Raw genomic sequence first — 20,948 nt, 5'->3', positions numbered from 1 at the left:
GGCATACTATTCAATCCTCAGCTTTTTTTTCTTTCCTTTCGGCATTAAAATCACAAGCAGCCCGTTTTCAAATTTTGCCTGAATCTGATCCCCGTCCACCGCGGGCGGCAGGGGAACCGTCCGGCTTATCCGGTGGAATGCGCTTTTCTTTTCGTAAGCTTTTTTCGTTTCATCCAAACTTGAAATGGCTTCCTTATGCCTGGCGCTAATGGTGAGATATTGATCATAAACTTCAATCTCAATCTGGCCTTTTTCATACCCGGGCAGTTTGGCTTTCAATACATAAGCTTCATCTTTTTCTTCAAGGCGTACCGGAATCGTATCAAAAGAAAAAAATTCATCCAGATTCTCAAAAAAATGTTTGACCGGCTTTTCCTGAAAAAATTGGTCCATCGCTTGCATCAGCCCGTAAAAAGGATACTTTTCTTCCGGGCCGGATAAATTGGACATCGGCAGGCTCCTTTCTTGTTGATGATGAAGAAAATGAAATGGTTGCACAGGACTCTTTCACTGTATAATATGAAAACCAAGCGGGAAATGTGAAAGAATGCTTTGAAAACGAACGTCTATTCGCTATAATAGATAGCGGGGTGAGGAAAGTTGTTCAAAAAAAAGAATTTGCAGGAAATATTGGCGCAATTGCGGATGGACCGTTCTTTCCAGGAGCGGATCGCCCATTGGCATACGATTGAAGGAAAGCCGGCTGTAACGGTGCCTTTTCCTGGCAGCATCACACCGGCTGTAATTTCGGCGCTGGAAAAAAGAGGGATTTCGTCATTGTATACCCACCAGGCAGAGGCATATCAGCTTGCCATGGCAGGAAAAGATTTTACGGCCGTTACCCCGACTGCATCAGGCAAAACGCTTTGCTATAATCTACCCGTGCTCGAGACCATCCTTCAAAACCCGGATGCACGCGCGCTTTATATGTTCCCGACAAAAGCGCTCGCGCAGGACCAGAAAAGTGAAATAAACGAAATGATTGAAGAAGCCGGCGTACCTGTAAACAGTTATACATATGACGGGGATACGCCTTCAAATATCCGGCAGCGCGTGCGCAAAGCCGGCCATATCGTCATCACCAATCCGGATATGCTGCATTCCGCCATTTTGCCCCACCATACAAAATGGGTGTCGTTTTTTGAAAATCTAAGATTCGTGGTGATCGACGAACTGCATATATACCGCGGCGTGTTCGGCAGCCATGTTGCCAATGTGTTGCGCAGATTAAAGCGGATTTGCCGTTATTACGGGAGCGATCCGGTTTTTATTTGCACGTCCGCGACGATTCAAAACCCGAAAGAGCTGGCGGAAAAGCTAACCGGCAAAAAAATGGAACTGATTGACCAAAACGGCGCGCCGAGCGGAACGAAGCATTTTCTTTTTTACAACCCGCCGCTTGTGAACAAGCCGCTGAACATCCGGAGAAGCGCCACACTTGAAGTCCGGAAAATTGCAGGGGAACTTTTGAAAAACAAAATTCAGACGATTGTTTTTGCAAGAAGCCGTGTGCGCGTCGAAATCATCTTAAAATACTTGCAGGAAATCGTTAAAGACGAACTCGGGGAAAAGTCGATCATGGGCTACAGGGGAGGATACCTTCCAACCGAGCGGCGGAAAATCGAGCAGGGGTTAAGAAACGGGGACATATACGGGATTGTCAGCACGAACGCCCTCGAGCTCGGTGTCGATATCGGCCAGCTCCAGGTCTGTATTATGACCGGCTATCCGGGCACGATTGCGAGCGCCTGGCAGCAGGCCGGGCGCGCAGGAAGAAGGCAGGGGGAATCGCTTGTCATCCTTGTTGCCGGCTCAAGCCCGCTTGACCAGTACATCATCCGCAATCCGGGCTTCTTTTTCAACCGGTCCCCGGAGACGGCGCGCATCAACCCCGATAATCTTGTCATTTTAGTGGACCATGTCAAATGCGCGGCATACGAACTGCCGTTTAAAAAAGGGGAAACGTTTGGCGGCGTTGAAATCGAGGACGTGCTCGAGTTTTTGGTGGATGAACGGATTCTCCACCGCCGCGGTGATGCGTGGTACTGGATGAATGATGCTTTTCCGGCCCATAATATCAGCCTTCGTTCCGCATCGCAGGAAAATGTCGTCATTATCGATATGACCAATTCGCCGGATGTGCGCGTGATCGGTGAAATGGACCAGTTCAGCGCGATGACATTGCTCCATGAAGAGGCGATTTATTTGCATCAGGCGGTGCAGTATCAGGTTGAAAAGCTGGACTGGGAAGAGAAAAAAGCCTTTGTCCGTGAAGTCGCTGTTGATTATTACACGGATGCCAATCTGGCGGTGGAGCTGAAAGTGCTGGAACAGGACCGAGAGACCGTTTTGCAAGATGCAAAAATCGGCTATGGGGATGTGATGGTCCGGGCGATGCCGACGATTTTCAAAAAAATTAAATTTAACACGCATGAAAACATTGGCTCGGGGCCGATCCACCTTCCGGAAATGGAACTGCACACAAATGCCGTTTGGTTTTCCATGGGGGAAGATGCGGTGCCAAAACATTTGCTGGAAGGCGCGCTTACCGGCGCTGCGCACGCACTCCAGTCGATTGCGCCGCTTTTTGCCATGTGTGATGCCCATGATATCCAGGCTGTGCCCCAGGTGAAAGCGATCCATGATGAAAAACCGACGATCTTTTTATATGACCGGTATCCGGGCGGCATCGGCCTGAGTGAAAAAATCTATGGCGGCGCAAGGGAAATTTTGGAATCCGCAAGAGCAATGGTTGTAAACTGCCCTTGCGAAGACGGATGCCCTTCCTGTACAGGCGCGGAAACGGCTGCCGCGGGCGCAAAACAGGCCGCCGTCCGGCTGTTTGATTTCTGGCTCGGGGCGATCAAAGGAGGCAAGCATCATGCCGGGATTAAAAGATAAATTAAACCGGATGAAAAACCATATCGTGAGGGACCAGCCGGAGCCTGGCGAACGGGCGGAAGCACTCGGGGCCGATTCTGTCCCTTTCTTTGAAATGTGGGAAAAGGCGGGCGTCTCGCTGTATGATTTGGATGGCGATTACTGCCTGATCCGTGAAGTCCGCTACCCGCTTGAAACAAAGCACGGCAAATATGCTTTTCGCGACTATTTTGACGCCATCAAACTGTGGCAGCAAAAGCCGGTCCGCCACCCTTTATCCGCCAAAGGGTACAGCCCGTCTGATTTATTTTTTTTCGATACCGAAACGACCGGCCTCGGGGGAGGGGCGGGCAACACGATTTTTTTGCTCGGATATGCTTCCTTTACCGAAGAAAATGTCATTTTAAAACAGCATATTCTTCCGGAGCCGGGGCTTGAAGTGCCGCTTTACTACAGCTTCCTGGAAAATATCGATTACACTGCGCTTGTTACTTATAACGGGAAGGCGTTTGACTGGCCCCAGGTGAAGACGCGCCATACGCTGATCCGCGACCACGTGCCGCGTCTACCTGAATTTGGCCATTTTGATTTGTACCACGCGGCAAAAAGGCTGTGGAAAGATGAACTCGGGTCCGTGAAATTAGCGAATGTGGAGCGCGAAATTCTAGGAGTGGAACGCGAAGAGGATATTCCGGGATACCTGGCGCCGATGATTTATTTTGATTTCGTTGAGCGCAAAAATCCGGAAGGCCTGCTTGGCGTCATCCGCCATAACGAAGAGGACATTTTATCGCTCATTTCTTTGTACACCCACCTTACGTTTCAAATTCTAGAGGCCGACCCGGACCAGACGGCAAAGGAAAAACGGCTTGTCGGGAAATGGTTTGAATATATCGGCGAAGATGATGCCGCGGTGAAACGTTTTGAAGCGGCTGCCGGCGAAAATGATCTGGCTGCCAAACACCGCCTGGCCTTCCAGTATAAAAAACAAAAAGCATACAGAAAAGCCGGAATGCTGTGGGCGGAATTAGCCGAAAATGCGCCGGATACGATAAGAGCCGAAGCATGCATTGAGCTCTCCAAACTGTATGAACACAAGGAAAAAGACCTTTTGCAAGCCGTCCGCTATGCCGAAAAAGGCCTGGAAATTTATCAAAAGTACGGCAGATTCGGTTATGGGAAATGGAAAAAATGCTGTTTGGAAACGGAAAAACGCCTTTTACGGCTGTACCGGAAAGCCCAAATCCCGGCGAGATCCTCTTTCAGCAAGGAAATGCCCGGGAAAAGAACCGGTTTTTAACCGCTATTTCCTGGGCAAGCGCATGATTCGACGGGGAATCCGGAATTTTGAAACGCCCTTTGTTGGGATTTGTCGGTTTCTTTTGGATCAGAGAAAAATGCGCGCCCTTTGTCGATTTCCGTATGTTGTTATTGCAGCCCACCAAAAGTCCCGTTAAAATGGTTTTGATTAAAAAGAAATGTAAAGAGGCCGAGAAAACGATGCACCGGGCTTCGGCTGCTCCCGAAATGGGGATGAGGGCGTGAATTATTGGCAAATTGGGTTTTTTCATTAGTACATGTTTCCTTTCCGGGTCATAGGTTAGTAGTGTAAGAAAAAAGACGTCTGATGATGAAAGGAGATCGGAACATGTTTCACCACCATTGCCCGCCGCGGATCATGCCGGCTGTTGTGCATCCGACAAAATGCTGCGTTACGCACACCGTCCAGGATGTCATCGTGCCGCATGTTTTCCCGACGCATACAACCCATGTGAATCACCATGTATTTCATCAGCAAAACTACTTTCCGCACACGGAATCGTATGTCAATCAAACCGATCCGGGAACGGTCTGCAACTTTTTTGATCCAGTCAGGCCGCACGGGCCGAAGTGCTGCTGACAAATGGACGGCAAGGGCAATCCTTGCCGTCCTGCTTTTAGGAAAACAAAAAGGAGCGTAAAGCATTGGGAAAAGTTGTCGCCATTACAGGCTATAAACCGTATGAACTGGGGATATTCGGGACGGACCACCCGGGTATTCGCTATATTCAAACGGCAATCAGAAGACGGTTGCTGGAATTGCTCGATGAAGGGTACGAATGGGTCCTTATTTCCGGGCAGCAGGGCACCGAACTTTGGGCCGCTGAAACCGTTTTTGATCTGCAAGCGGAATATCCGGAACTGAAACTCGCTGTGTTAATGCCTTTTGAAGGGCAGGAAGAAAAGTGGAAAGACGAACAAAAAGAATACTACGAAATGGTGCTTTCCCAAGCCGATTTTGTTGCCGCCATCTCGAAAAGGCCGTACGAAAGCCCGCAGCAGTTCCGCAATAAAAACCGGATTTTCTTACATAAAAGCGACTGCCTGATGATTGTGTATGATGAAGAACGCGAAGGGTCCCCGAAATATTTGTTCGAAGCTGCAAAAAAGTTCAGCGAATCGCATTCGTATGACATCCGCATCATTGACTTTTACGATTTACAGGCAATAATAGAAGAAGAACAGACAGATTTTTAGGCAGCTGTGGTACAGTTGACAAATAAAAAGGTTTTTGAAAAAATGAAATTATGTCTGGGAGATGTAAGGTGGTGCAAACATGTTATCGGATCAAATTAAATTGACGGCGAAAGACATTTTGGAAAAAGAGTTTAAAACGGCTGTCAGAGGCTACCGGCAGGAAGAAGTAGACAAATTTCTGGATCTGATCATAAAAGATTATGAAACGTTTAATCAGACGATTGAGGAGCTCCAGCAGGAAAACCTCCGGCTCAAAAAGCAGGCGGAAGAACTGACAAAACGGCAGCCTGTACAGCAAATGACCGGGACAACGAATTTCGATATTTTAAAACGGCTGTCCAATCTTGAAAAACATGTTTTCGGCAACAAATTAAATGAATAGCCAGCTCAAAAAATGTGTGAAATTTTTCTGCGGAAAGGGCCCGGGGAAGCGGCATAAATAAACAGACCATCGCTTGCCCGAACCCGGTATGACAATACAGGGGGAAGAAATTGGCACAACCGTTAAAAATTACAGCTTGCAAGTCCCGGTTTCTTTTTATATAATAGATAAGCGTTGTGAATAACGTTCGGGTAATCGCTGCAGCCTGGAAACGGCTGTTGAGGAAAGTCCATGCTCGCACGGTGCTGAGATGCCCGTAGTGTTTGTGCCTGGCGAATTCATAAGCCAGGGCAGCCTTGGTTCAAGGCTGACGGCAGGGAAAACGCCTAAACCTTCAGGCAATGGCGGAGTACCCTTGAAAGTGCCACAGTGACGGAGCTTTACGGGAAACCGTAAAGGTGGAACGAGGTAAACCCCGCAAGCGAGCAACTCAAATCATGGTAGAGGCACTCTTTCTGAGGAAATGAACGAGGAAAGAGACAAGCGTATTGCTTGTAGATAGATGATTACCGCCTTCGTACGAGATGACGCCACATCGTTTGCAGTACAAAGGTACAGAACATGGCTTACAGAACGTTATTCTGGCTGAATCGAAAGAATCGGGCCGGCGCTGCGGTATTTAGATATACAGCAGGCGCCCGGCCTTTTTTATACATAATTTTTTAAAACGGGGTTATCCGGTACTGAATGCCGCACAATAAGAATTATAAGATGAGAGATGGTGGGAAAATGTCTGGCTTTCAATTGATCGCGACAAGCGCAATGGGGATTGAGGCGCTTGTTGCAAAAGAAGTGCGTGCACTCGGCTACGACTGTACGGTGGAAAACGGGAAAATTGAATTTGTCGGGGATGAATCGGCGATTGCCCGTGCCAATCTCTGGCTGAGATGCGCGGACCGCGTGAAAATCAAAGCTGCCGAATTTAAGGCGGAAACTTTCGACGAACTGTTTGAAGGGACAAAAGCGGTTCCCTGGGAGGATTATCTGCCGAGCGATGCCGAGTTTCCCGTCACCGGAAAATCGGTCAAGTCAAAGCTGTTCAGCGTCCCGGACTGCCAGGGAATTGTCAAAAAAGCAATCGTTGAACGGCTGAAGTCCCGTTATAAAGGAACGAGCTGGTTTGAGGAAAACGGCCCGCTTTTTAAAATAGAAGTGGCGTTATTGAAAGACGTGGCCACCATTACGATCGATACAAGCGGGGCCGGGCTGCATAAACGCGGCTACCGCGCGGCGCAAGGGCCGGCGCCGATCAAAGAAACGCTTGCCGCTGCGCTTATCCGGCTGACAAACTGGCATCCGGACCGGCCGTTTCGCGATCCGTTTTCCGGTTCCGGCACAATTCCGATCGAAGCTGCGCTCATCGGGCAAAATATTGCACCGGGTTTTAACCGCGATTTTCTATGCGAAACATGGCCGTGGATGAGTGAAGCCGTCTTTGAAAAAGCGCGCGAAGAAGCAGAAGATCTCGCCCGGTACGACCAGCCGCTTGACATCGCCGGTTCGGATATCGACCCCGGGATGGTTGAAATCGCCCGGCAAAACGCCAATGAGGCTGGGCTTGGCGGCATCGTCACGTTTAAACAGATGCAGGTGGCCGATTTTACGGCGCAGGAAGCATACGGCACGATTGTGGGCAATCCGCCGTACGGCGAGAGAATCGGCGAACGGGCGGAAGTGGAAAACATGTACCGGGAGATGGGCCGTGCATTTGCCAGGCTTGACACGTGGTCGGTTTATATTTTGACTGCAGACGAACAGTTTGAACGCGCATACGGCAAAAAAGCGACGAAAAAAAGAAAGCTTTACAACGGGCCGATCAAAACCGATCTGTATCAGTTTTGGGGGCCGCGCCCGCCGCGGAAAACGGAAACGTAAGCAAACGGAATGGTTATCGTTTGTGCGCTGCGTGAAACATGGTAAGATGGACGTGCAAGTGATTTGACGGGAGGTATGATGATGGGAACAGAGCCGATTGAAAAACTGGAGCAGGACTTTTTGGCGTATGTCAAAAAAATCAAAGCTTATGAAGAAGCACTTGCCCTTATATACTGGGATTTGCGGACCGGCGCGCCGAAAAAAGGCGTCGGGCAGCGTGCGGAAGTGATCGGCATTTTATCGGGCGAAGTCTTTGACATGCAAACTTCAAAAGAAATGGCTGAATTTTTGGAGAAGCTTTTGCCGCATCAGCAGCAATTGTCGGAACGGACAGCTGGTACATTGGAAGAATGCCGGAAAACATACGAACGCAGCAAAAAAATCCCGCCTAACGAATACCAGGCTTATACGGTGCTCGTCTCGAAAGCGGAGAATGTTTGGGAAGAAGCAAAGGAAAAGGCAGACTTTTCCTTGTTCCAGCCATATCTCGAACAAATCGTGGAATTTAAAAAGAAATTTGTCCGCTACTGGGGGTACGAAGGCCATCCGTATAATTCCCTGCTCGATCTGTATGAACCGGGCATGACAGTTGATGTGCTCGACCGTGTGTTCAAACAAGTGAAGGATGCGATTGTGCCGCTTGTCCAGAAAATCAGTATGTCGGAAGAAAAACCGGATACGGCATTCCTTTTTCACCCGTTCCCGAAAGAAAAACAAAAAGCGTTTACGCTTGAAATACTCAAGCAGATGGGCTTTGACTTTGAGGCGGGGCGGCTGGATGAAACGGTGCATCCGTTTGCAACCGGCATCAACCAGGGGGATGTGCGGATAACGACACGTTATAATGAAAACGACTGGCGCGTCGATGTGTTCGGCGTCATGCATGAAGGCGGGCACGCTTTGTATGAGCAGCATATTTCAAAAGACCTGTCGGGTACGCCGCTTGCAGAAGGCGCGTCAATGGGGATACACGAATCACAGTCCCTGTTTTTTGAAAACATCATCGGCCGTTCTTTTCCGTTCTGGAAGAAAAATTATCCGCTTTTGAAACAATTTGCATCCGGGCAGTTTGATGATGTGCCGCTTGAAACATTTTATCGTGCAGTGAACGAGGCGAAACCGTCCCTGATCCGAATTGAAGCCGATATGCTGACGTATCCGCTTCATATTATGGTGCGGTATGAAATTGAAAAAGCGCTCTTGAATGATGAAATCGAAGTCGGGGAACTCCCGGAAATCTGGAATGCGAAATATGAGGACTATCTTGGCATCCGGCCGGAACATGACGGGGAAGGCGTACTCCAGGATGTGCATTGGGCCGGCGGGGATTTCGGCTATTTTCCGTCTTATGCGCTCGGCCTGATGTACGCCGCCCAGTTCAAACATGCGATGTTAAAATCGCTGCCGGATTTTGACAAGCTTGTGGAATCGGGCAATCTGGAGCCAATCCGGAAATGGCTCTCGGCGCATGTCCACCGGTTCGGCAAATTGAAAAAACCTGCCGATATTTTGCGCGATGCCACCGGCGAAGCGCTCAACCCGAAATACTTGATTGATTACTTAACCGAAAAATATACCGATGTTTACCGGATCAAAGATTAAGATAAAACTTCCGGCTAACAAATAAAGTGCGCAAGCCGCCGGTTTCAGAAAGAATACCGGAAACTTGCGTATGCCGCTTATCCGGTGTTCGTACCCTAACAGGCAATTGATTGAACGATGAAAAAAACGGCGGATATTCCGGTTATTCTATCCGTGTTGCCTGCTGGCTTGCCTGTAAAATTCCCGCCGGACGTTGCCTGCATTTTGCCAAACGCGAACAAAAAGAAAGATGGAAAATCCGCCGTTCGGAAATTTCGTCTTTACATGACGGAAAGATACCATTATACTTTTATTATAAAACTGAACGCATTCACTCATATAATCGCGGGAATATGGCCCGCAAGTTTCTACCAGGCTGCCGTAAACGGCCTGACTATGGGTGGGCAATGGGAACGTGGCAGATGGTTCCTTTTCCTTTTTGCACATGAAAAAGCTCAAAGGCGTTGCTTACTCCATTTTTTGTGGGTGCAGCGGCCTTTGGGCTTTTTTTCTAAAGGCCGCATGTTTCAATCAAGACAAATGCAGCGAAGGCAAAGAGGAGGAAAAACATTGAAAGCTTTACAAGAAAAAATCAGAAAAGACGGCATCGTGCTTTCAGACCAGGTGCTGAAAGTGGACGCTTTTTTAAATCACCAGGTCGACCCTGTCCTCATGAAACAGATCGGGGAAACATTTGCCGGGCTGTTTAAGCAGGATGGCGTAACCAAAATTTTGACGCTCGAATCTTCCGGCATTTCGCCCGCATTAATGGCAGCACTGGAATTAAACGTTCCGATGATTTTTGCCCGGAAAAGAAAACCATTCACGCAGGACGCGGACGTATATGAAGCTTCCGTCCATTCATTTACAAAACAAACAACCCATACCATTTCCGTTTCGCGCGCTTTTTTAAATCAGGGTGACCGGGTGCTTGTCATTGATGATTTTCTCGCAAACGGCCAGGCGGCTGAAGGCCTGATTGATATTATCGACCAGGCAGGGGCGGAACTTTGCGGTATCGGCATTGTGATTGAAAAAGCATTCCAGCCGGGCGGAAAAAGGCTGCGCGGACGCGGAATCCGCGTGGAGTCGCTCGCATCGATCCGGTCGCTTGAAAACGGCACGGTCAGCTTTCAAGAGGAGGCGTATGCGAAATGAAACCGGAAAAAACCAAAATGACCGTACTGGCGATCCAGCACGTTTTGGCGATGTATGCGGGCGCAGTCATTGTGCCGATTATTACCGGCAGTTCCCTGGGGATGAACAGCAGGCAGCTGACGTACCTCGTTTCCATTGATATTTTCATGTCCGGCCTTGCGACACTGCTGCAAATTTGGAAAAACCGGTTTTTCGGCATCGGGCTTCCAATTATGCTCGGCTGCACATTTACCGCGGTCGGGCCGATGATCGCAATCGGCAAGCAGTACGGCGTTTCAGCTGTGTACGGCGCCATTCTCGTATCAGGGCTGTTTGTCATTTTGATCAGCAAATTTTTCAGCAAGCTGGCCCGCTTTTTCCCGCCGGTTGTGACCGGGTCGGTTGTCACGATTATCGGCGTGACGCTCATCCCGGTTGCCATGAAAGATATGGCGGGCGGAGACGGGAGCAAAGATTTCGGCTCCCTGGCCAATACCGCCCTTTCATTCGGCACTTTGCTCATCATTGTCCTCTTGCAGCGGTTTGCAAAAGGGTTTATCCGTTCGATCTCGATTTTAATCGGGCTGGCACTCGGCACCGTGGCGGCTGCACTGCTCGGAAAGGTCAGCTTTGCCCCGGTTGCGGAAGCCTCATGGGTGCATATCGTGCAGCCGTTTTATTTCGGCGCGCCGACTTTTGAGTGGAGCGCTTGTATCACGATGATCCTTGTGGCGCTCGTCAGTCTTGTGGAATCTTCCGGCGTCTACTTCGCTTTAAGCGGGATCACCAAACAGCCGCTCCATGAAGATGACCTTGCGAGGGGCTACCGGGCTGAAGGCCTTGCCGTCATGCTTGGCGGATTATTTAATGCTTTCCCGTACACCGCTTTTTCTCAAAACGTCGGCCTTATCCAGCTGTCTGGCGTGAAATCGAAAAACGTGATGGCGCTTGCCGGAACCTTTTTGCTCCTTTTCGGGCTGATTCCGAAATTAGGCGCCCTGACGACGATCATTCCGTCTTCCGTACTCGGCGGGGCGATGATTGCGATGTTCGGGATGGTCATTGCGTCAGGCATAAAAATGCTGAGCAAAGTCGATTTTGCCAATAACGAAAACTTGTTTATCATTGCCTGTTCAATCGGCATCGGCCTTGGCGTCACGGTGGTGCCGGATATTTTCAAGGGTTTGCCGTCGAATATCCAGCTTCTTACGCAAAGCGGCATTGTCGCAGGCAGTGTGACGGCCATTGTGCTCAATCTTTTTTTCCATATCCTTCCGAATAAACAGGAGGCAAAAGCAAAAGTAAAAAAAGTCGGGACACAGGCATCCTGACCGGATGAAAAAAGCTGGGCCGGATTCCGGTCCAGCTTTTTTCGGATTAATTTAAATTGCCGGTATTGATGACCGGCTGTGCGGCCCGGTCGGATACAATCGAAACCATCAGATTGTTGATCATAACCATCTTCCGCTCTTCATCCAGTTCAAAGCCGTCTTTTTCCAATTGCGCAATCGCCATCTGTGCCATGCCGACTGCCCCCTCCACGATTTTTTTCCGGGCGGCAAGAATGGCGGAAGCCTGCTGGCGCTGCAGCATGACGCTGGCAATTTCTGTAGAGTAGGCAAGGTGCGTGAGGCGCGCTTCCATAATTTCCACGCCGGCAACATCAAGGCGCGGCTGGAGTTCCTCTTTTAAATGCTTGGAAACTTCCTCCCCGTTTCCGCGCAGCGAAATCCCTTCTGCCTCCGCGCTGTCATAAGGGTATTTTGTGGCGACATGGCGGAGCGCCGTTTCGCTTTGGATCTCAACAAATTCCTCGTAGTCCTCCACATTAAACACGGCTTTCGCAGCATCGACCACACGGAATACGATCACTGCGGCAATTTCAATCGGATTTCCGTCCACGTCATTCACTTTTAATTTGGCGCTGTTAAAATTCCTTACCCGCAACGAAACGCGCCGCCTTACACTGAGCGGAACCGTTACGTAAAAGCCGCTTTCCCGGATGGCGCCTATATAGCGGCCGAAAAAAGTGACAACCAACGCCTGGTTCGGCTGGATTACACAAATTCCCGAGACAAGCAGGACGCTTATGGCAAGCAGGACAATACCGGCAAAAAAATTGACGGCAAAAAGGAAAAACAAACCTAGAACAGCGAAAACGGCAATCGCTAAAATACCGAGAAAACCGTTTATGTGCCAGGCTTTCTTTTCGGACATCTCTTCCCCACCTCTTTTATTTTCTCTTCACTTCATCATAACATGCCGGCATATTGCTGTCACGCTGAGGGAGAGAAATCCCGTGCATTTTAGCAAAGCAAAAGCCGCCAAAGTGTAGCGGCTACTGCCGGTTTGACTGCCATTCCTGAAAGGAGCCCGTTCCGTTGCACCCGGAACAGTCAAACGGATAAGCGTATTCGTATGCGGCCGGCATGATAAAACCGCGCACGGCGCAATCCGGGCATTTGTTTTGTTCCTGCATCGCGGACAAGTATTTTTCGCGTCGTGCGGACTGCCAGGCAGAAAGGGAACGGAATAATCCCATCTGCTTTCACCTCCTGATACAGCCATATGATGGGTTTCTTTCCGGAAAATTATCCGCGGCCCGCGGTATTCGCCCGGGCAAGGAGAAAAATGAGTTTAATATAGTATGAATACGATGAAAAATTCGTTAAAATAGAGCTATCAACACACAATGGGGAGTAAAGTGATGGCCAAACTACAGGAAAAAAGCAAAAACACAACACAGATTTTAAGCTTAATTGAACATTTCCGGCAAAACGGGGATGAACAAAGGGTGGAAAAAGCGAAAAACCTGCTGAAAAAAGTCCGCCGCGAAGATTTCCATATCGCGTTTTGCGGGCATTTTTCAGCCGGCAAGTCCACCATGATTAACGCACTTCTAGGCAGCCGTGTCCTTCCGTCAAGCCCGATTCCGACGAGCGCCAATCTCGTCAAAATTGAAAAGGGGACGGAAGACTGCGCCATTGTTTATGAAAAAGGGGAAGCCCCTTTGATTTTTCACGCGCCGTATGATTTTGAAGTTGTCAAAGATTATTGTAAAAAGGGGCATGTCCAGGAAATTGAAATCACAAAGCCTGATTCCAATTTGCCGGCGGGATTGACGGTGATGGATACGCCGGGTGTCGATTCAACCGACGATGCGCACCGGATTGCCACGGAATCGGCGATTTATATGGCGGACCTTGTCTTTTATGTAATGGATTACAACCATGTCCAGTCGGAACTGAATTTTACCTTTACAAAAGAACTGCTCGATCACGGGCTTGAACTTTATTTAATTATTAACCAGATTGACAAGCACCGGAATGAAGAGCTGCCGTTTTCCGCATTCCGGCGGGGGGTTGAAAATGCATTTGCATCCTGGCATGTCCGGCCGGGTGGCATTTTTTACACCTCTTTAAAAGACCCGGATCATCCCGATAATGAATTCGGCCGGCTGAAAGCGCTCATTGACCGCGCCGTTTCCGAAAAATCCGCCCGGCTGGAACGGTCTGTTGAAGCATCCTTAAGCGTGCTGGAAAAAGAACATGCCGACTGGCTTGAAGCACAGTACGCGCCGCAAAAAGCAGCATATGGGGAAGTGCTTGCAAAATACCCAGGAACCGGGAAAGCGGAAGCATATGAAGAGGAACAAGAGTGGCTTGAAAAAGAACGGGTGCTTCTTGCCCGCATTGAAAATTGGGAGGAAGAAACGCGGCAAAAGCTTCAAACACTTCTGGACGGCGCCTATTTAATGCCGTTTGAAACGAGAGAGAAAGCAAAAGCGTATCTTGAAAGCATGCAAAAAGATTTCCAGGCCGGCGGTTTTTTTGCGAAGAAGAAAAAAACCGAAGAAGCAAGAAAACAGCGGCTCTATGATTTCTATGCCGCCCTGAAAGCCAATGTTGAGGCACAAATCGACTGGCATCTCCGCCCGCTGGCGCAAGAAGCTTTAAAAACGCTCCATCTCGCTGGCGCGCAAATGCTGGAACAACAGGCCGGCATGCTTAAAGCAGATTTCAGCGAAGCAATGCTTGCCGCCCAGGTAAAAGAGGGCGCCCGGCTGACAGGCGACTACATCCTCCATTATTGCGAAAATGTCTCGGACGAAATAAAACGTTCCGCCCGCCAGGCTTGGGACGATTGGAAAGCGCCCGTCCTGAAGCAGGCTGCCTTGGAAACAGAGGAACAGCTTAAAATGGCCCGGAAAAAGGCCGGGCAGGCAAAAGAACTGGCAGAGGCTTACAGGCATCTTGAAAAAATAGAAAGGCAGCTTGTCGAAAAACGGGCTGAACTGAAAGCACCTGCCGCACATCCGGAACAGCTGCTGGCTGAAATAGAGAAAGAATGGGCGGATGAAAAGGCGCATTACCGGGTGTACCGCGGGGAAAAGGATGCAAAACAGCCGGAAGAAACCGGCAAGGCTACAGAAACCTCCGCCCCGGCAGAAAAACAAGCCGGCACATTGCCACTTGAAACCGCGCTTGCCAAAATGGAGCAGGCGATTACGCTGCTAAAAGATCAGCACGGTTTTAAACGGTATACCGAAACGCTCAGTACAAAAAGCAGGCGCCTGAAAAACCGCCGCTATACTGTTGCGCTGTTCGGCGCGTTTAGCGCGGGAAAATCGTCTTTTGCAAACGCGCTTGCCGGCGAAAAAGTGCTGCCGGTTTCACCGAATCCGACAACAGCGGCCATTTGCCGGATCTGCCCGCCTGATGCGGCACATCCGCATAAAACGGCAGCCGTCCAGCTGAAAACAGAGGCTCAGATGCTGGAAGACGTAAACAAGTCGCTCGCTGTTTTCGGGCTCAGCTGCCGTTCTTTCGGGGAAGCACTTGAAAAAATTGAAACGTTGCACGCGAAAGAAACGGGAAAAGCAAACGAAAAAGTCCATTTATCTTTTTTGCGTGCCTTTGCGAAAGGCTTCCCTGATTTCAACGGGCGGGCCGGACAGAAATTGAATGCCGGAATGGAAGCGTTCCGCCGGTTTGTTGCCGATGAAACCCAGTCTTGTTTTGTTGAATCCATTGATTTGTTTTATGATTGCCCGTTCACAAGGCTTGGCATTACGCTGGTCGATACGCCCGGAGCCGACTCGATCAATGCCCGTCATACCGGCGTGGCATTTGAATATATTAAAGACTCGGATGCGGTTTTCTTCGTCACATACTATAACCATGCCTTCGCGCGCGCAGACAGGGAATTTCTCATCCAGCTCGGGCGGGTAAAAGAAGCATTTGAACTGGATAAGATGTTTTTTATTGTCAATGCGATTGATCTTGCCTCGTCCGGTGAAGAATATAAAGAAGTGATGGACTATGTCAGGGGGCAGCTGCTCCATTTTGGCATCCGCAACCCGCGCCTGTATGGTGTATCAAGCCTGCTTGCGCTTTCAGGCAGGCGGAAGGAAGCGAAAATGGCCGAATTTGAAGCCGGGTTCCGCCAATTTCTCGACCATGATTTGCTGAATATGGTGCTTCAGTCCGCACAAAAAGAGCTGGAACGCGGCCTCGAAATGGTGGATGCCGTGATCCGCGATGCCAATGAATCAATTGAAACAAAGAAAGCGAAACGGGAACTCCTCCGGAAACGGCGGGAAGAGGCAGAAGCCATTTTGAAAAATACAAAGCTGGCGTTCTTCACAGACAGCGTTATGCAGGAGCAGAAGGAGCTGCTCTATTACGTGAAACAGCGTGTTTTTTACCGCTTCGCCGACTTTTTCAAGGAAGCTTTTAATCCGGCAACGGTAAAGGCAGCGAAAGATTTGCCGGGCGCCCTTCAGGAGCTTGCAGAACTCGTCGGTTATGATTTTGCGCAGGAGATGCGGGCGACAAATGTGAGGCTTGAAGCCCATTGCCGGAATTTATTCGCCTCCCAAAGCGCGGAATGGAACAGGGAGATAAAACGTTTGCTTCCTGATTTGTCCGTCAGTACGTTTGAAGCGGGCGCACACGCTACGCCTGATTTTCCTGCGGCTTTTTCGGAGACGGATTTGAAACCGTTCGAAAAGGCATTCCGCCATTTTAAAAATGCGCGCACTTTTTTTGAAAAAGGGGGAAAATCAGGCATGCAGGAAGAACTGCAGGCGATGTTTGAACCGCTTGCGCAGCAGTATCTTGACGTGCAGGGAGAAAAGCTTGCCGGTTCGTTCCGCTCATGGCTGGAGGAAGAGTTTACGAAAATGCAGTCGGAAGCTTTGCTCGATATTGCCGAACAGTTCGATGCCCGTCTTGAAGCCCTTAGAAAGAGCGTGGACGTGGCAGAATGGATGGAAATCCGCGAAAAACTCGTTTTGCCTTCCTGAGGATAAAAAATGATGTGAGAAAATATAACATTTTGTTGACAAAAAAACTCACATGGAATATAGTAAAAATATAAAGAAAAGGAGCGTATAACATGGGTCGAAAAGAAATCCGCCGTTCGATGCCGCTTTTGCCGATCGGAACCGTTATGAAGCTAACAGATTTATCGGCCCGGCAGATCCGCTATTATGAAGAACACGAGCTGATTACACCGGCAAGAACGGAAGGCAATCGCCGCCTTTATTCTTTAAATGATGTCGACCGGCTTCTTGATATTAAAGATTTGCTGGATCAGGGGATCAATATTGCAGGCATCAAAAAAATCTTATTGATGAACGACCGCCGCGGAACCGGGCCGGTACTCGTCAAAAATCATGTAACGGATGAAGAAATCCGCAAACGGCTTCGCCAGGAACTGCTGCAGGCCGGCCGTTTTCAAAGACCGAGCCAGCGGTTGTCCGATGCGCCCCGGTTTTTCCATTAACATTGTTGAAAAGCTAGTTTTATAGCTTAGATATATACTTTTTATTGCCTAAAGGGAGGAATACTGTTCATGCCTAAGTTTACACGTGAAGATATTTTGAAGAATGCCGAAGAACAAAATGTGAAATTCATCCGCTTGCAGTTCACGGATATTTTGGGGACGATTAAAAACGTGGAAATCCCGCTCAGCCAGCTTGAAAAAGCGCTCGACAATAAAATCATGTTCGACGGCTCTTCGATTGAAGGGTTTGTCCGGATTGAAGAATCGGATATGTATCTGTATCCGGACTATGATACATGGGTCATTTTCCCGTGGACCGCTGAGAAAGGGAAAGTCGCCCGTCTGATTTGCGATATTTATAATCCGGACGGCACCCCGTTTGAAGGTGATCCGCGGAATAATTTGAAACGGGTATTGAAAGAAATGGAAGAACTTGGCTTCACGAGTTTTAATCTTGGGCCTGAACCGGAATTCTTCCTCTTCAAGCTGAATGAAAAAAATGAACCGACACTGGAGCTGAACGACAACGGCGGCTATTTTGACCTGGCGCCGACGGACCTTGGCGAAAACTGCCGGCGCGACATCGTATTGGAACTCGAGGAAATGGGCTTTGAAATTGAAGCGTCCCACCATGAAGTTGCACCCGGCCAGCACGAAATTGATTTTAAATATGCGGATGCAGTCAGGGCATGCGACAATATCCAGACCTTTAAACTGGTGGTCAAGACAATTGCACGCAAACATGGCCTGCATGCGACGTTTATGCCGAAACCGTTGTTTGGCGTGAACGGTTCCGGGATGCACACCAATCTTTCGCTTTTTAAAGGAAAAGAAAATGCATTCTATGACCCGAACGATGCAGAACTGCAGCTGAGCGATACGGCATACCAGTTCATTGCCGGCATCATAAAGCATGCGCCGAACTTTACGGCTGTCACGAATCCGACGGTGAACTCCTATAAACGGCTTGTGCCGGGTTATGAAGCGCCTTGTTATGTTGCCTGGTCCGCTCGCAACCGCAGCCCGCTCATGCGGATTCCGGCTTCCCGCGGTTTAAGCACGCGCGTTGAGGTGCGCAGCGTTGACCCGTCTGCCAATCCGTATCTCGCGCTCGCCGTCCTGTTAAAAGCAGGGCTTGACGGCATCGCGAACAAATTGCAGGCGCCGGAACCGGTCGACCGCAACATCTATGTCATGACGAAAGAAGAAAGAGAAGAAGCCGGCATTGTCGACCTCCCGGGCACACTGCTGCAGGCGCTGGAAAACTTAAAATCGGATGATGTAATGGTAGACGCCCTTGGCGATCACATTCTCGAACACTTCCTTGAAGCTAAGGAAATTGAATGGGATATGTTCCGCACACAAGTCCACCAATGGGAACGCGACCAGTATATCGAAATGTATTAAGCAAGAAACCCCTTGAAGCGTAAGGCTTTGAGGGGTTTTTGTTTATCGGGCATTTTTGCGTCGAACGCCCAGAAAAACAAAATGCCCATTAATTGCCCCGATTTTTCCTTCGAAAATAGATTGGAAGCCCAGAAATCCTCAAGTGTCACAGGCATTTTTGCCATCAAACTCGCATATGCTCTATTAAAAAAGAAGCAGCCGAAACTGCTTCTTTTTGATCAGTGCACCATTTGCCTGTACAGCCCGATGACAACGCCGAGAATGGTGACGTTTTTCAATATGATCGGTTCCATTGTCTGGTTTTCAGGTTGCAGCCGGAAGTAGTCTTTTTCCTTGAAAAATCTTTTTACTGTCGCTTCATTTTCATCTGTCATAGCGACCACGATATCTCCGTTGTTTGCCGTCTGCTGGGAGCGGACAATCACATAATCGCCGTTTAAAATCCCGGCATCCACCATGCTGTCCCCTTCAATATCCAGCATGTAGACGGACTCGTCAGACGGGACAAGATGTTCCGGAAGCGGAAAATACTCTTCAATATTTTCTACAGCGGTAATCGGTATGCCTGCTGTTACTTTTCCGACAACAGGCACATTGACAACATTTTGGGCCGGTATTTCTTCATCATGGTCCAAAATTTCAATCGCTCTCGGCTTTGTAGGGTCGCGCCTGATCAGCCCTTTGCTTTCAAGCCTTGCGAGATGGCCATGGACAGTTGAACTGGAAGCAAGCCCGACTGCCTGGCCGATTTCCCGCACGGAAGGGGGATAGCCTTTTGTTTTGACTTCATGCTTGATGAAATCAAGTATCGCCTGTTGCCGTTTTGATAGTTTTGCCATTATTTCCACCTCGTCGCAGTTTTGTTTGGCACCCGCGCTGCGTACGGGGACGCAAACGGGAGGAATGCCATTATTTGCTATTATTATATCACATTGCAGAAGATAAAACAAACGTAAGTTCGAAAAAATGTTGACGAAAAACAGGCGTTCGTTTTATAATAGAACTGGTGATTGGACGAACGAATATTCGCGGGAGGAAGATGGAGATGTCACGATTATGGAAAAAGTATAACTATGTTATGATTTTAGCAGGGGTTGCGCTTGTTTTCGGATTTTTCATGATTGGAAGTCTGCGGGATCCATCCCCACACTATATCAAAATCAGCGTTACAGAGGGCGAGACGCTTTGGAATATCGCCGGTCAGTATGCAGAACAGGGCAAAATGTCGAGGGAAGCATTTATCAGCTGGGTTGAGCGCCATAATGGGATTAACGGCAACATGATCAAAGCCGGCGAAAAAATTGTCATTCCGGTAGAAAAAAATGAAATCAGGGATGATAAAAGGGAACTTGCGATGAAATCACAATGGGAGACGAAAAAATGAAAGTTGTTTTATATTGCAGAGTAAGCACGGAAAAAGAAAGCCAGGAAACTTCTTTGGCGAGGCAGCGGGAAGAGCTGGAGAAGCTTTCGGATTCCCGCGGTTTTCAAGTGGCCGGGGTGATCTGCGACCGGGCAAGCGGCTACGACCTGGACAGGCCCGGCATCCTTGAACTTCTTGATATCATTGGAAATGAAAAGGTTGACGCCGTACTGGTGCAGGATGAAACACGGATTGGAAGAGGAAATGCAAAAATTGCACTGCTCCATTTTTTATATAAAAAAGGGGTCAAAGTATATTGTTATGCACAAAACGGTGAACTCGAACTTTCGGAATCCGATTCAATGGTGTTGAAAATTGTCAGCATGGTTGAAGAGTACCAGCGAAAGCTGCATAACTTAAAAATCAAAAGGGGGATGGAACGCGCTGTCAGAAACGGCTACCGCCCGGAGAAAAATTTAAAAGGAAAGCGGAATCCGGACGGCAGGGAGAGGAAGGAAGTGCCGGTTGAAGAAATTATCCGCCTGCGGGACAACGGCCTGACTTTTCAGGAGATTGCTGCGACAATGCGCGGTTTTGGCTATCAAGTTTCAAAAGCAACCGTCCACCGGCGTTACAGGGAATATATGGAGGAAACGGGGCATGATCAATAGTACAAAAACCGGTTTCGCCGGTGCGCTTTCTTTGCAGGCGGGCCTATATTTTAGTAAGATGGCATCAATCACGGATTAAAGGAGAGAAAATATGCTTTCAAAGGAAAAAATGGCAAGAATAAACGAATTGGCGAAAAAAGCGAAAACCGGCGGCCTGACAGGTGAGGAAGCAAAAGAACAGTCAAAGTTGCGAAGCGAGTATTTGCAGGCGTTCCGCTCTTCATTCAGAAAAACGATTGAAAATGTCCGTGTGCTTGACCCCGAAGGCCAGGACGTTACCCCGGAAAAAATAAAGCAAATCCAAACAAAAAGAAAGCTGCACTAAAGGGGCGCCATCCTGCTTCTT

Annotated in this window: 20 protein-coding genes, 1 other RNA gene and 1 riboswitch; of the genes, 16 read left to right on the top strand and 5 right to left on the bottom strand. The window is 48.9% G+C overall.

The genetic code is table 11. The features are described 5' to 3' along the window. Nucleotides 1–6: 6 nt before the first annotated feature. A complete protein-coding gene (locus NSU00_RS08000) occupies nucleotides 7–450 on the bottom strand; it encodes an Hsp20/alpha crystallin family protein (RefSeq protein WP_061566806.1) in 444 nt (147 codons plus the stop codon). Nucleotides 451–645: 195 nt separating this feature from the next. On the opposite strand from NSU00_RS08000, the gene NSU00_RS07995 reads away from it, so the two are divergent. The 10 genes from NSU00_RS07995 to NSU00_RS07950 all read left to right on the top strand — a co-directional run bounded on the left by NSU00_RS07995 (nucleotide 646) and on the right by NSU00_RS07950 (nucleotide 11,703). After that, a complete protein-coding gene (locus tag NSU00_RS07995; protein WP_445684501.1) occupies nucleotides 646–2,901 on the top strand; it encodes a DEAD/DEAH box helicase in 2,256 nt (751 codons plus the stop codon). Then, nucleotides 2,882–4,180, top strand: a complete 1,299-nt coding sequence (locus NSU00_RS07990; RefSeq protein WP_195850370.1) for a ribonuclease H-like domain-containing protein — start codon at nucleotides 2,882–2,884, stop codon at nucleotides 4,178–4,180. Before NSU00_RS07995 ends, NSU00_RS07990 begins: the two co-directional genes overlap by 20 nt. Nucleotides 4,181–4,528: 348 nt before the next feature. Continuing rightward, nucleotides 4,529–4,780, top strand: coding sequence for a CotD family spore coat protein (locus NSU00_RS07985; protein WP_017553027.1), 252 nt, complete (start codon nucleotides 4,529–4,531; stop codon nucleotides 4,778–4,780). A 65-nt stretch (nucleotides 4,781–4,845) separates the two neighbouring features. Beyond that, nucleotides 4,846–5,397 (top strand): DUF1273 domain-containing protein, encoded by a 552-nt coding sequence (locus NSU00_RS07980; RefSeq protein ID WP_013859463.1) that lies wholly within the window; start codon nucleotides 4,846–4,848, stop codon nucleotides 5,395–5,397. A 79-nt stretch (nucleotides 5,398–5,476) separates the two neighbouring features. After that, nucleotides 5,477–5,779, top strand: a complete 303-nt coding sequence (gpsB, locus tag NSU00_RS07975; protein ID WP_019720918.1) for a cell division regulator GpsB — start codon at nucleotides 5,477–5,479, stop codon at nucleotides 5,777–5,779. Nucleotides 5,780–5,962: 183 nt separating this feature from the next. Continuing rightward, nucleotides 5,963–6,353: RNase P RNA component class B (gene rnpB / locus NSU00_RS07970), an RNA gene on the top strand. 155 nt (nucleotides 6,354–6,508) lie between these two features. Continuing rightward, nucleotides 6,509–7,654, top strand: a complete 1,146-nt coding sequence (locus NSU00_RS07965) for a THUMP domain-containing class I SAM-dependent RNA methyltransferase (protein WP_340703578.1) — start codon at nucleotides 6,509–6,511, stop codon at nucleotides 7,652–7,654. A gap of 81 nt (nucleotides 7,655–7,735) precedes the next feature. Next, nucleotides 7,736–9,256 (top strand): carboxypeptidase M32, encoded by a 1,521-nt coding sequence (locus tag NSU00_RS07960; RefSeq protein ID WP_340703920.1) that lies wholly within the window; start codon nucleotides 7,736–7,738, stop codon nucleotides 9,254–9,256. Nucleotides 9,257–9,550: 294 nt separating this feature from the next. Beyond that, nucleotides 9,551–9,652, top strand: a riboswitch (purine riboswitch). Between the two features lie 153 nt (nucleotides 9,653–9,805). Next, the gene (locus NSU00_RS07955; protein ID WP_017553021.1) at nucleotides 9,806–10,393 is read left to right on the top strand and encodes a xanthine phosphoribosyltransferase; all 588 of its coding nucleotides are present in this window, start codon (nucleotides 9,806–9,808) and stop codon (nucleotides 10,391–10,393) included. Continuing rightward, entirely contained in the window at nucleotides 10,390–11,703 is a 1,314-nt protein-coding gene (locus NSU00_RS07950; protein ID WP_328014112.1) for a nucleobase:cation symporter-2 family protein, read from the top strand. Before NSU00_RS07955 ends, NSU00_RS07950 begins: the two co-directional genes overlap by 4 nt. 46 nt (nucleotides 11,704–11,749) lie before the next feature. On the opposite strand, the gene NSU00_RS07945 is transcribed toward NSU00_RS07950, so the two are convergent. Continuing rightward, nucleotides 11,750–12,589, bottom strand: a complete 840-nt coding sequence (locus NSU00_RS07945) for an SPFH domain-containing protein (RefSeq protein ID WP_029141304.1) — start codon at nucleotides 12,587–12,589, stop codon at nucleotides 11,750–11,752. 121 nt (nucleotides 12,590–12,710) lie between these two features. After that, nucleotides 12,711–12,914, bottom strand: a complete 204-nt coding sequence (locus NSU00_RS07940) for a hypothetical protein (protein ID WP_029141487.1) — start codon at nucleotides 12,912–12,914, stop codon at nucleotides 12,711–12,713. A 165-nt stretch (nucleotides 12,915–13,079) separates the two neighbouring features. Between NSU00_RS07940 and NSU00_RS07935 the strand changes: the two genes are divergently transcribed. The 3 genes from NSU00_RS07935 (at nucleotide 13,080) to glnA (ending at nucleotide 18,568) form a co-directional block, all read left to right on the top strand. Further along, nucleotides 13,080–16,679, top strand: a complete 3,600-nt coding sequence (locus NSU00_RS07935; protein WP_340703577.1) for a dynamin family protein — start codon at nucleotides 13,080–13,082, stop codon at nucleotides 16,677–16,679. Nucleotides 16,680–16,771: 92 nt separating this feature from the next. Beyond that, nucleotides 16,772–17,161 carry a MerR family transcriptional regulator gene (locus NSU00_RS07930; protein ID WP_014098211.1) on the top strand — a complete coding sequence of 130 codons (390 nt, stop codon included), beginning with the start codon at nucleotides 16,772–16,774 and terminating at the stop codon, nucleotides 17,159–17,161. Between the two features lie 69 nt (nucleotides 17,162–17,230). Then, a complete protein-coding gene (gene glnA, locus NSU00_RS07925) occupies nucleotides 17,231–18,568 on the top strand; it encodes a type I glutamate--ammonia ligase (protein WP_340702647.1) in 1,338 nt (445 codons plus the stop codon). Here the strand turns inward: glnA and NSU00_RS07920 are convergent. Both NSU00_RS07920 and lexA read right to left on the bottom strand, forming a co-directional pair. Next, nucleotides 18,565–18,735, bottom strand: a complete 171-nt coding sequence (locus NSU00_RS07920) for a hypothetical protein (RefSeq protein WP_017550445.1) — start codon at nucleotides 18,733–18,735, stop codon at nucleotides 18,565–18,567. The two genes, glnA and NSU00_RS07920, sit on opposite strands and share 4 nt — an antisense overlap. A 51-nt stretch (nucleotides 18,736–18,786) precedes the next feature. Further along, entirely contained in the window at nucleotides 18,787–19,407 is a 621-nt protein-coding gene (gene lexA / locus NSU00_RS07915; protein ID WP_340703576.1) for a transcriptional repressor LexA, read from the bottom strand. A 206-nt stretch (nucleotides 19,408–19,613) separates the two neighbouring features. On the opposite strand from lexA, the gene yneA reads away from it, so the two are divergent. The 3 genes from yneA to NSU00_RS07900 all read left to right on the top strand — a co-directional run bounded on the left by yneA (nucleotide 19,614) and on the right by NSU00_RS07900 (nucleotide 20,927). Continuing rightward, the gene (gene yneA, locus NSU00_RS07910) at nucleotides 19,614–19,952 is read left to right on the top strand and encodes a cell division suppressor protein YneA (RefSeq protein WP_029141483.1); all 339 of its coding nucleotides are present in this window, start codon (nucleotides 19,614–19,616) and stop codon (nucleotides 19,950–19,952) included. Next, nucleotides 19,949–20,602 carry a YneB family resolvase-like protein gene (locus tag NSU00_RS07905; protein WP_013859450.1) on the top strand — a complete coding sequence of 218 codons (654 nt, stop codon included), beginning with the start codon at nucleotides 19,949–19,951 and terminating at the stop codon, nucleotides 20,600–20,602. The genes yneA and NSU00_RS07905 overlap by 4 nt, the downstream gene beginning before the upstream one ends. A gap of 91 nt (nucleotides 20,603–20,693) precedes the next feature. Continuing rightward, the gene (locus tag NSU00_RS07900) at nucleotides 20,694–20,927 is read left to right on the top strand and encodes a DUF896 domain-containing protein (RefSeq protein ID WP_013859449.1); all 234 of its coding nucleotides are present in this window, start codon (nucleotides 20,694–20,696) and stop codon (nucleotides 20,925–20,927) included. The last annotated feature ends 21 nt before the right edge of the window (nucleotides 20,928–20,948 follow it).

The sequence above is a fragment of the Weizmannia sp. FSL W8-0401 genome (assembly GCF_038009125.1).
Classification (GTDB): Bacteria; Bacillota; Bacilli; order Bacillales; family Bacillaceae_C; genus Weizmannia; species Weizmannia coagulans.
This window is presented reverse-complemented; position numbering and strand designations above follow the sequence as displayed.

What these genes read in the sequence shown, in the direction of transcription:
- NSU00_RS07960 (WP_340703920.1), top strand. Translation starts at nt 7,736, where the DNA reads ATGGGAACAGAGCCGATTGAAAAACTGGAGCAGGACTTTTTGGCGTAT.
- NSU00_RS07995 (WP_445684501.1), top strand. Translation starts at nt 646, where the DNA reads ATGGACCGTTCTTTCCAGGAGCGGATCGCCCATTGGCATACGATTGAA.
- NSU00_RS07930 (WP_014098211.1), top strand. Translation starts at nt 16,772, where the DNA reads ATGGGTCGAAAAGAAATCCGCCGTTCGATGCCGCTTTTGCCGATCGGA.
- NSU00_RS07990 (WP_195850370.1), top strand. Translation starts at nt 2,882, where the DNA reads ATGCCGGGATTAAAAGATAAATTAAACCGGATGAAAAACCATATCGTG.
- NSU00_RS07985 (WP_017553027.1), top strand. Translation starts at nt 4,529, where the DNA reads ATGTTTCACCACCATTGCCCGCCGCGGATCATGCCGGCTGTTGTGCAT.
- lexA (WP_340703576.1), bottom strand. Translation starts at nt 19,407, where the DNA reads ATGGCAAAACTATCAAAACGGCAACAGGCGATACTTGATTTCATCAAG.
- NSU00_RS07965 (WP_340703578.1), top strand. Translation starts at nt 6,509, where the DNA reads ATGTCTGGCTTTCAATTGATCGCGACAAGCGCAATGGGGATTGAGGCG.
- NSU00_RS07940 (WP_029141487.1), bottom strand. Translation starts at nt 12,914, where the DNA reads ATGGGATTATTCCGTTCCCTTTCTGCCTGGCAGTCCGCACGACGCGAA.
- NSU00_RS07935 (WP_340703577.1), top strand. Translation starts at nt 13,080, where the DNA reads ATGGCCAAACTACAGGAAAAAAGCAAAAACACAACACAGATTTTAAGC.
- NSU00_RS07905 (WP_013859450.1), top strand. Translation starts at nt 19,949, where the DNA reads ATGAAAGTTGTTTTATATTGCAGAGTAAGCACGGAAAAAGAAAGCCAG.
- glnA (WP_340702647.1), top strand. Translation starts at nt 17,231, where the DNA reads ATGCCTAAGTTTACACGTGAAGATATTTTGAAGAATGCCGAAGAACAA.
- NSU00_RS07900 (WP_013859449.1), top strand. Translation starts at nt 20,694, where the DNA reads ATGCTTTCAAAGGAAAAAATGGCAAGAATAAACGAATTGGCGAAAAAA.
- NSU00_RS08000 (WP_061566806.1), bottom strand. Translation starts at nt 450, where the DNA reads ATGTCCAATTTATCCGGCCCGGAAGAAAAGTATCCTTTTTACGGGCTG.
- NSU00_RS07945 (WP_029141304.1), bottom strand. Translation starts at nt 12,589, where the DNA reads ATGTCCGAAAAGAAAGCCTGGCACATAAACGGTTTTCTCGGTATTTTA.
- gpsB (WP_019720918.1), top strand. Translation starts at nt 5,477, where the DNA reads ATGTTATCGGATCAAATTAAATTGACGGCGAAAGACATTTTGGAAAAA.
- yneA (WP_029141483.1), top strand. Translation starts at nt 19,614, where the DNA reads ATGTCACGATTATGGAAAAAGTATAACTATGTTATGATTTTAGCAGGG.
- NSU00_RS07950 (WP_328014112.1), top strand. Translation starts at nt 10,390, where the DNA reads ATGAAACCGGAAAAAACCAAAATGACCGTACTGGCGATCCAGCACGTT.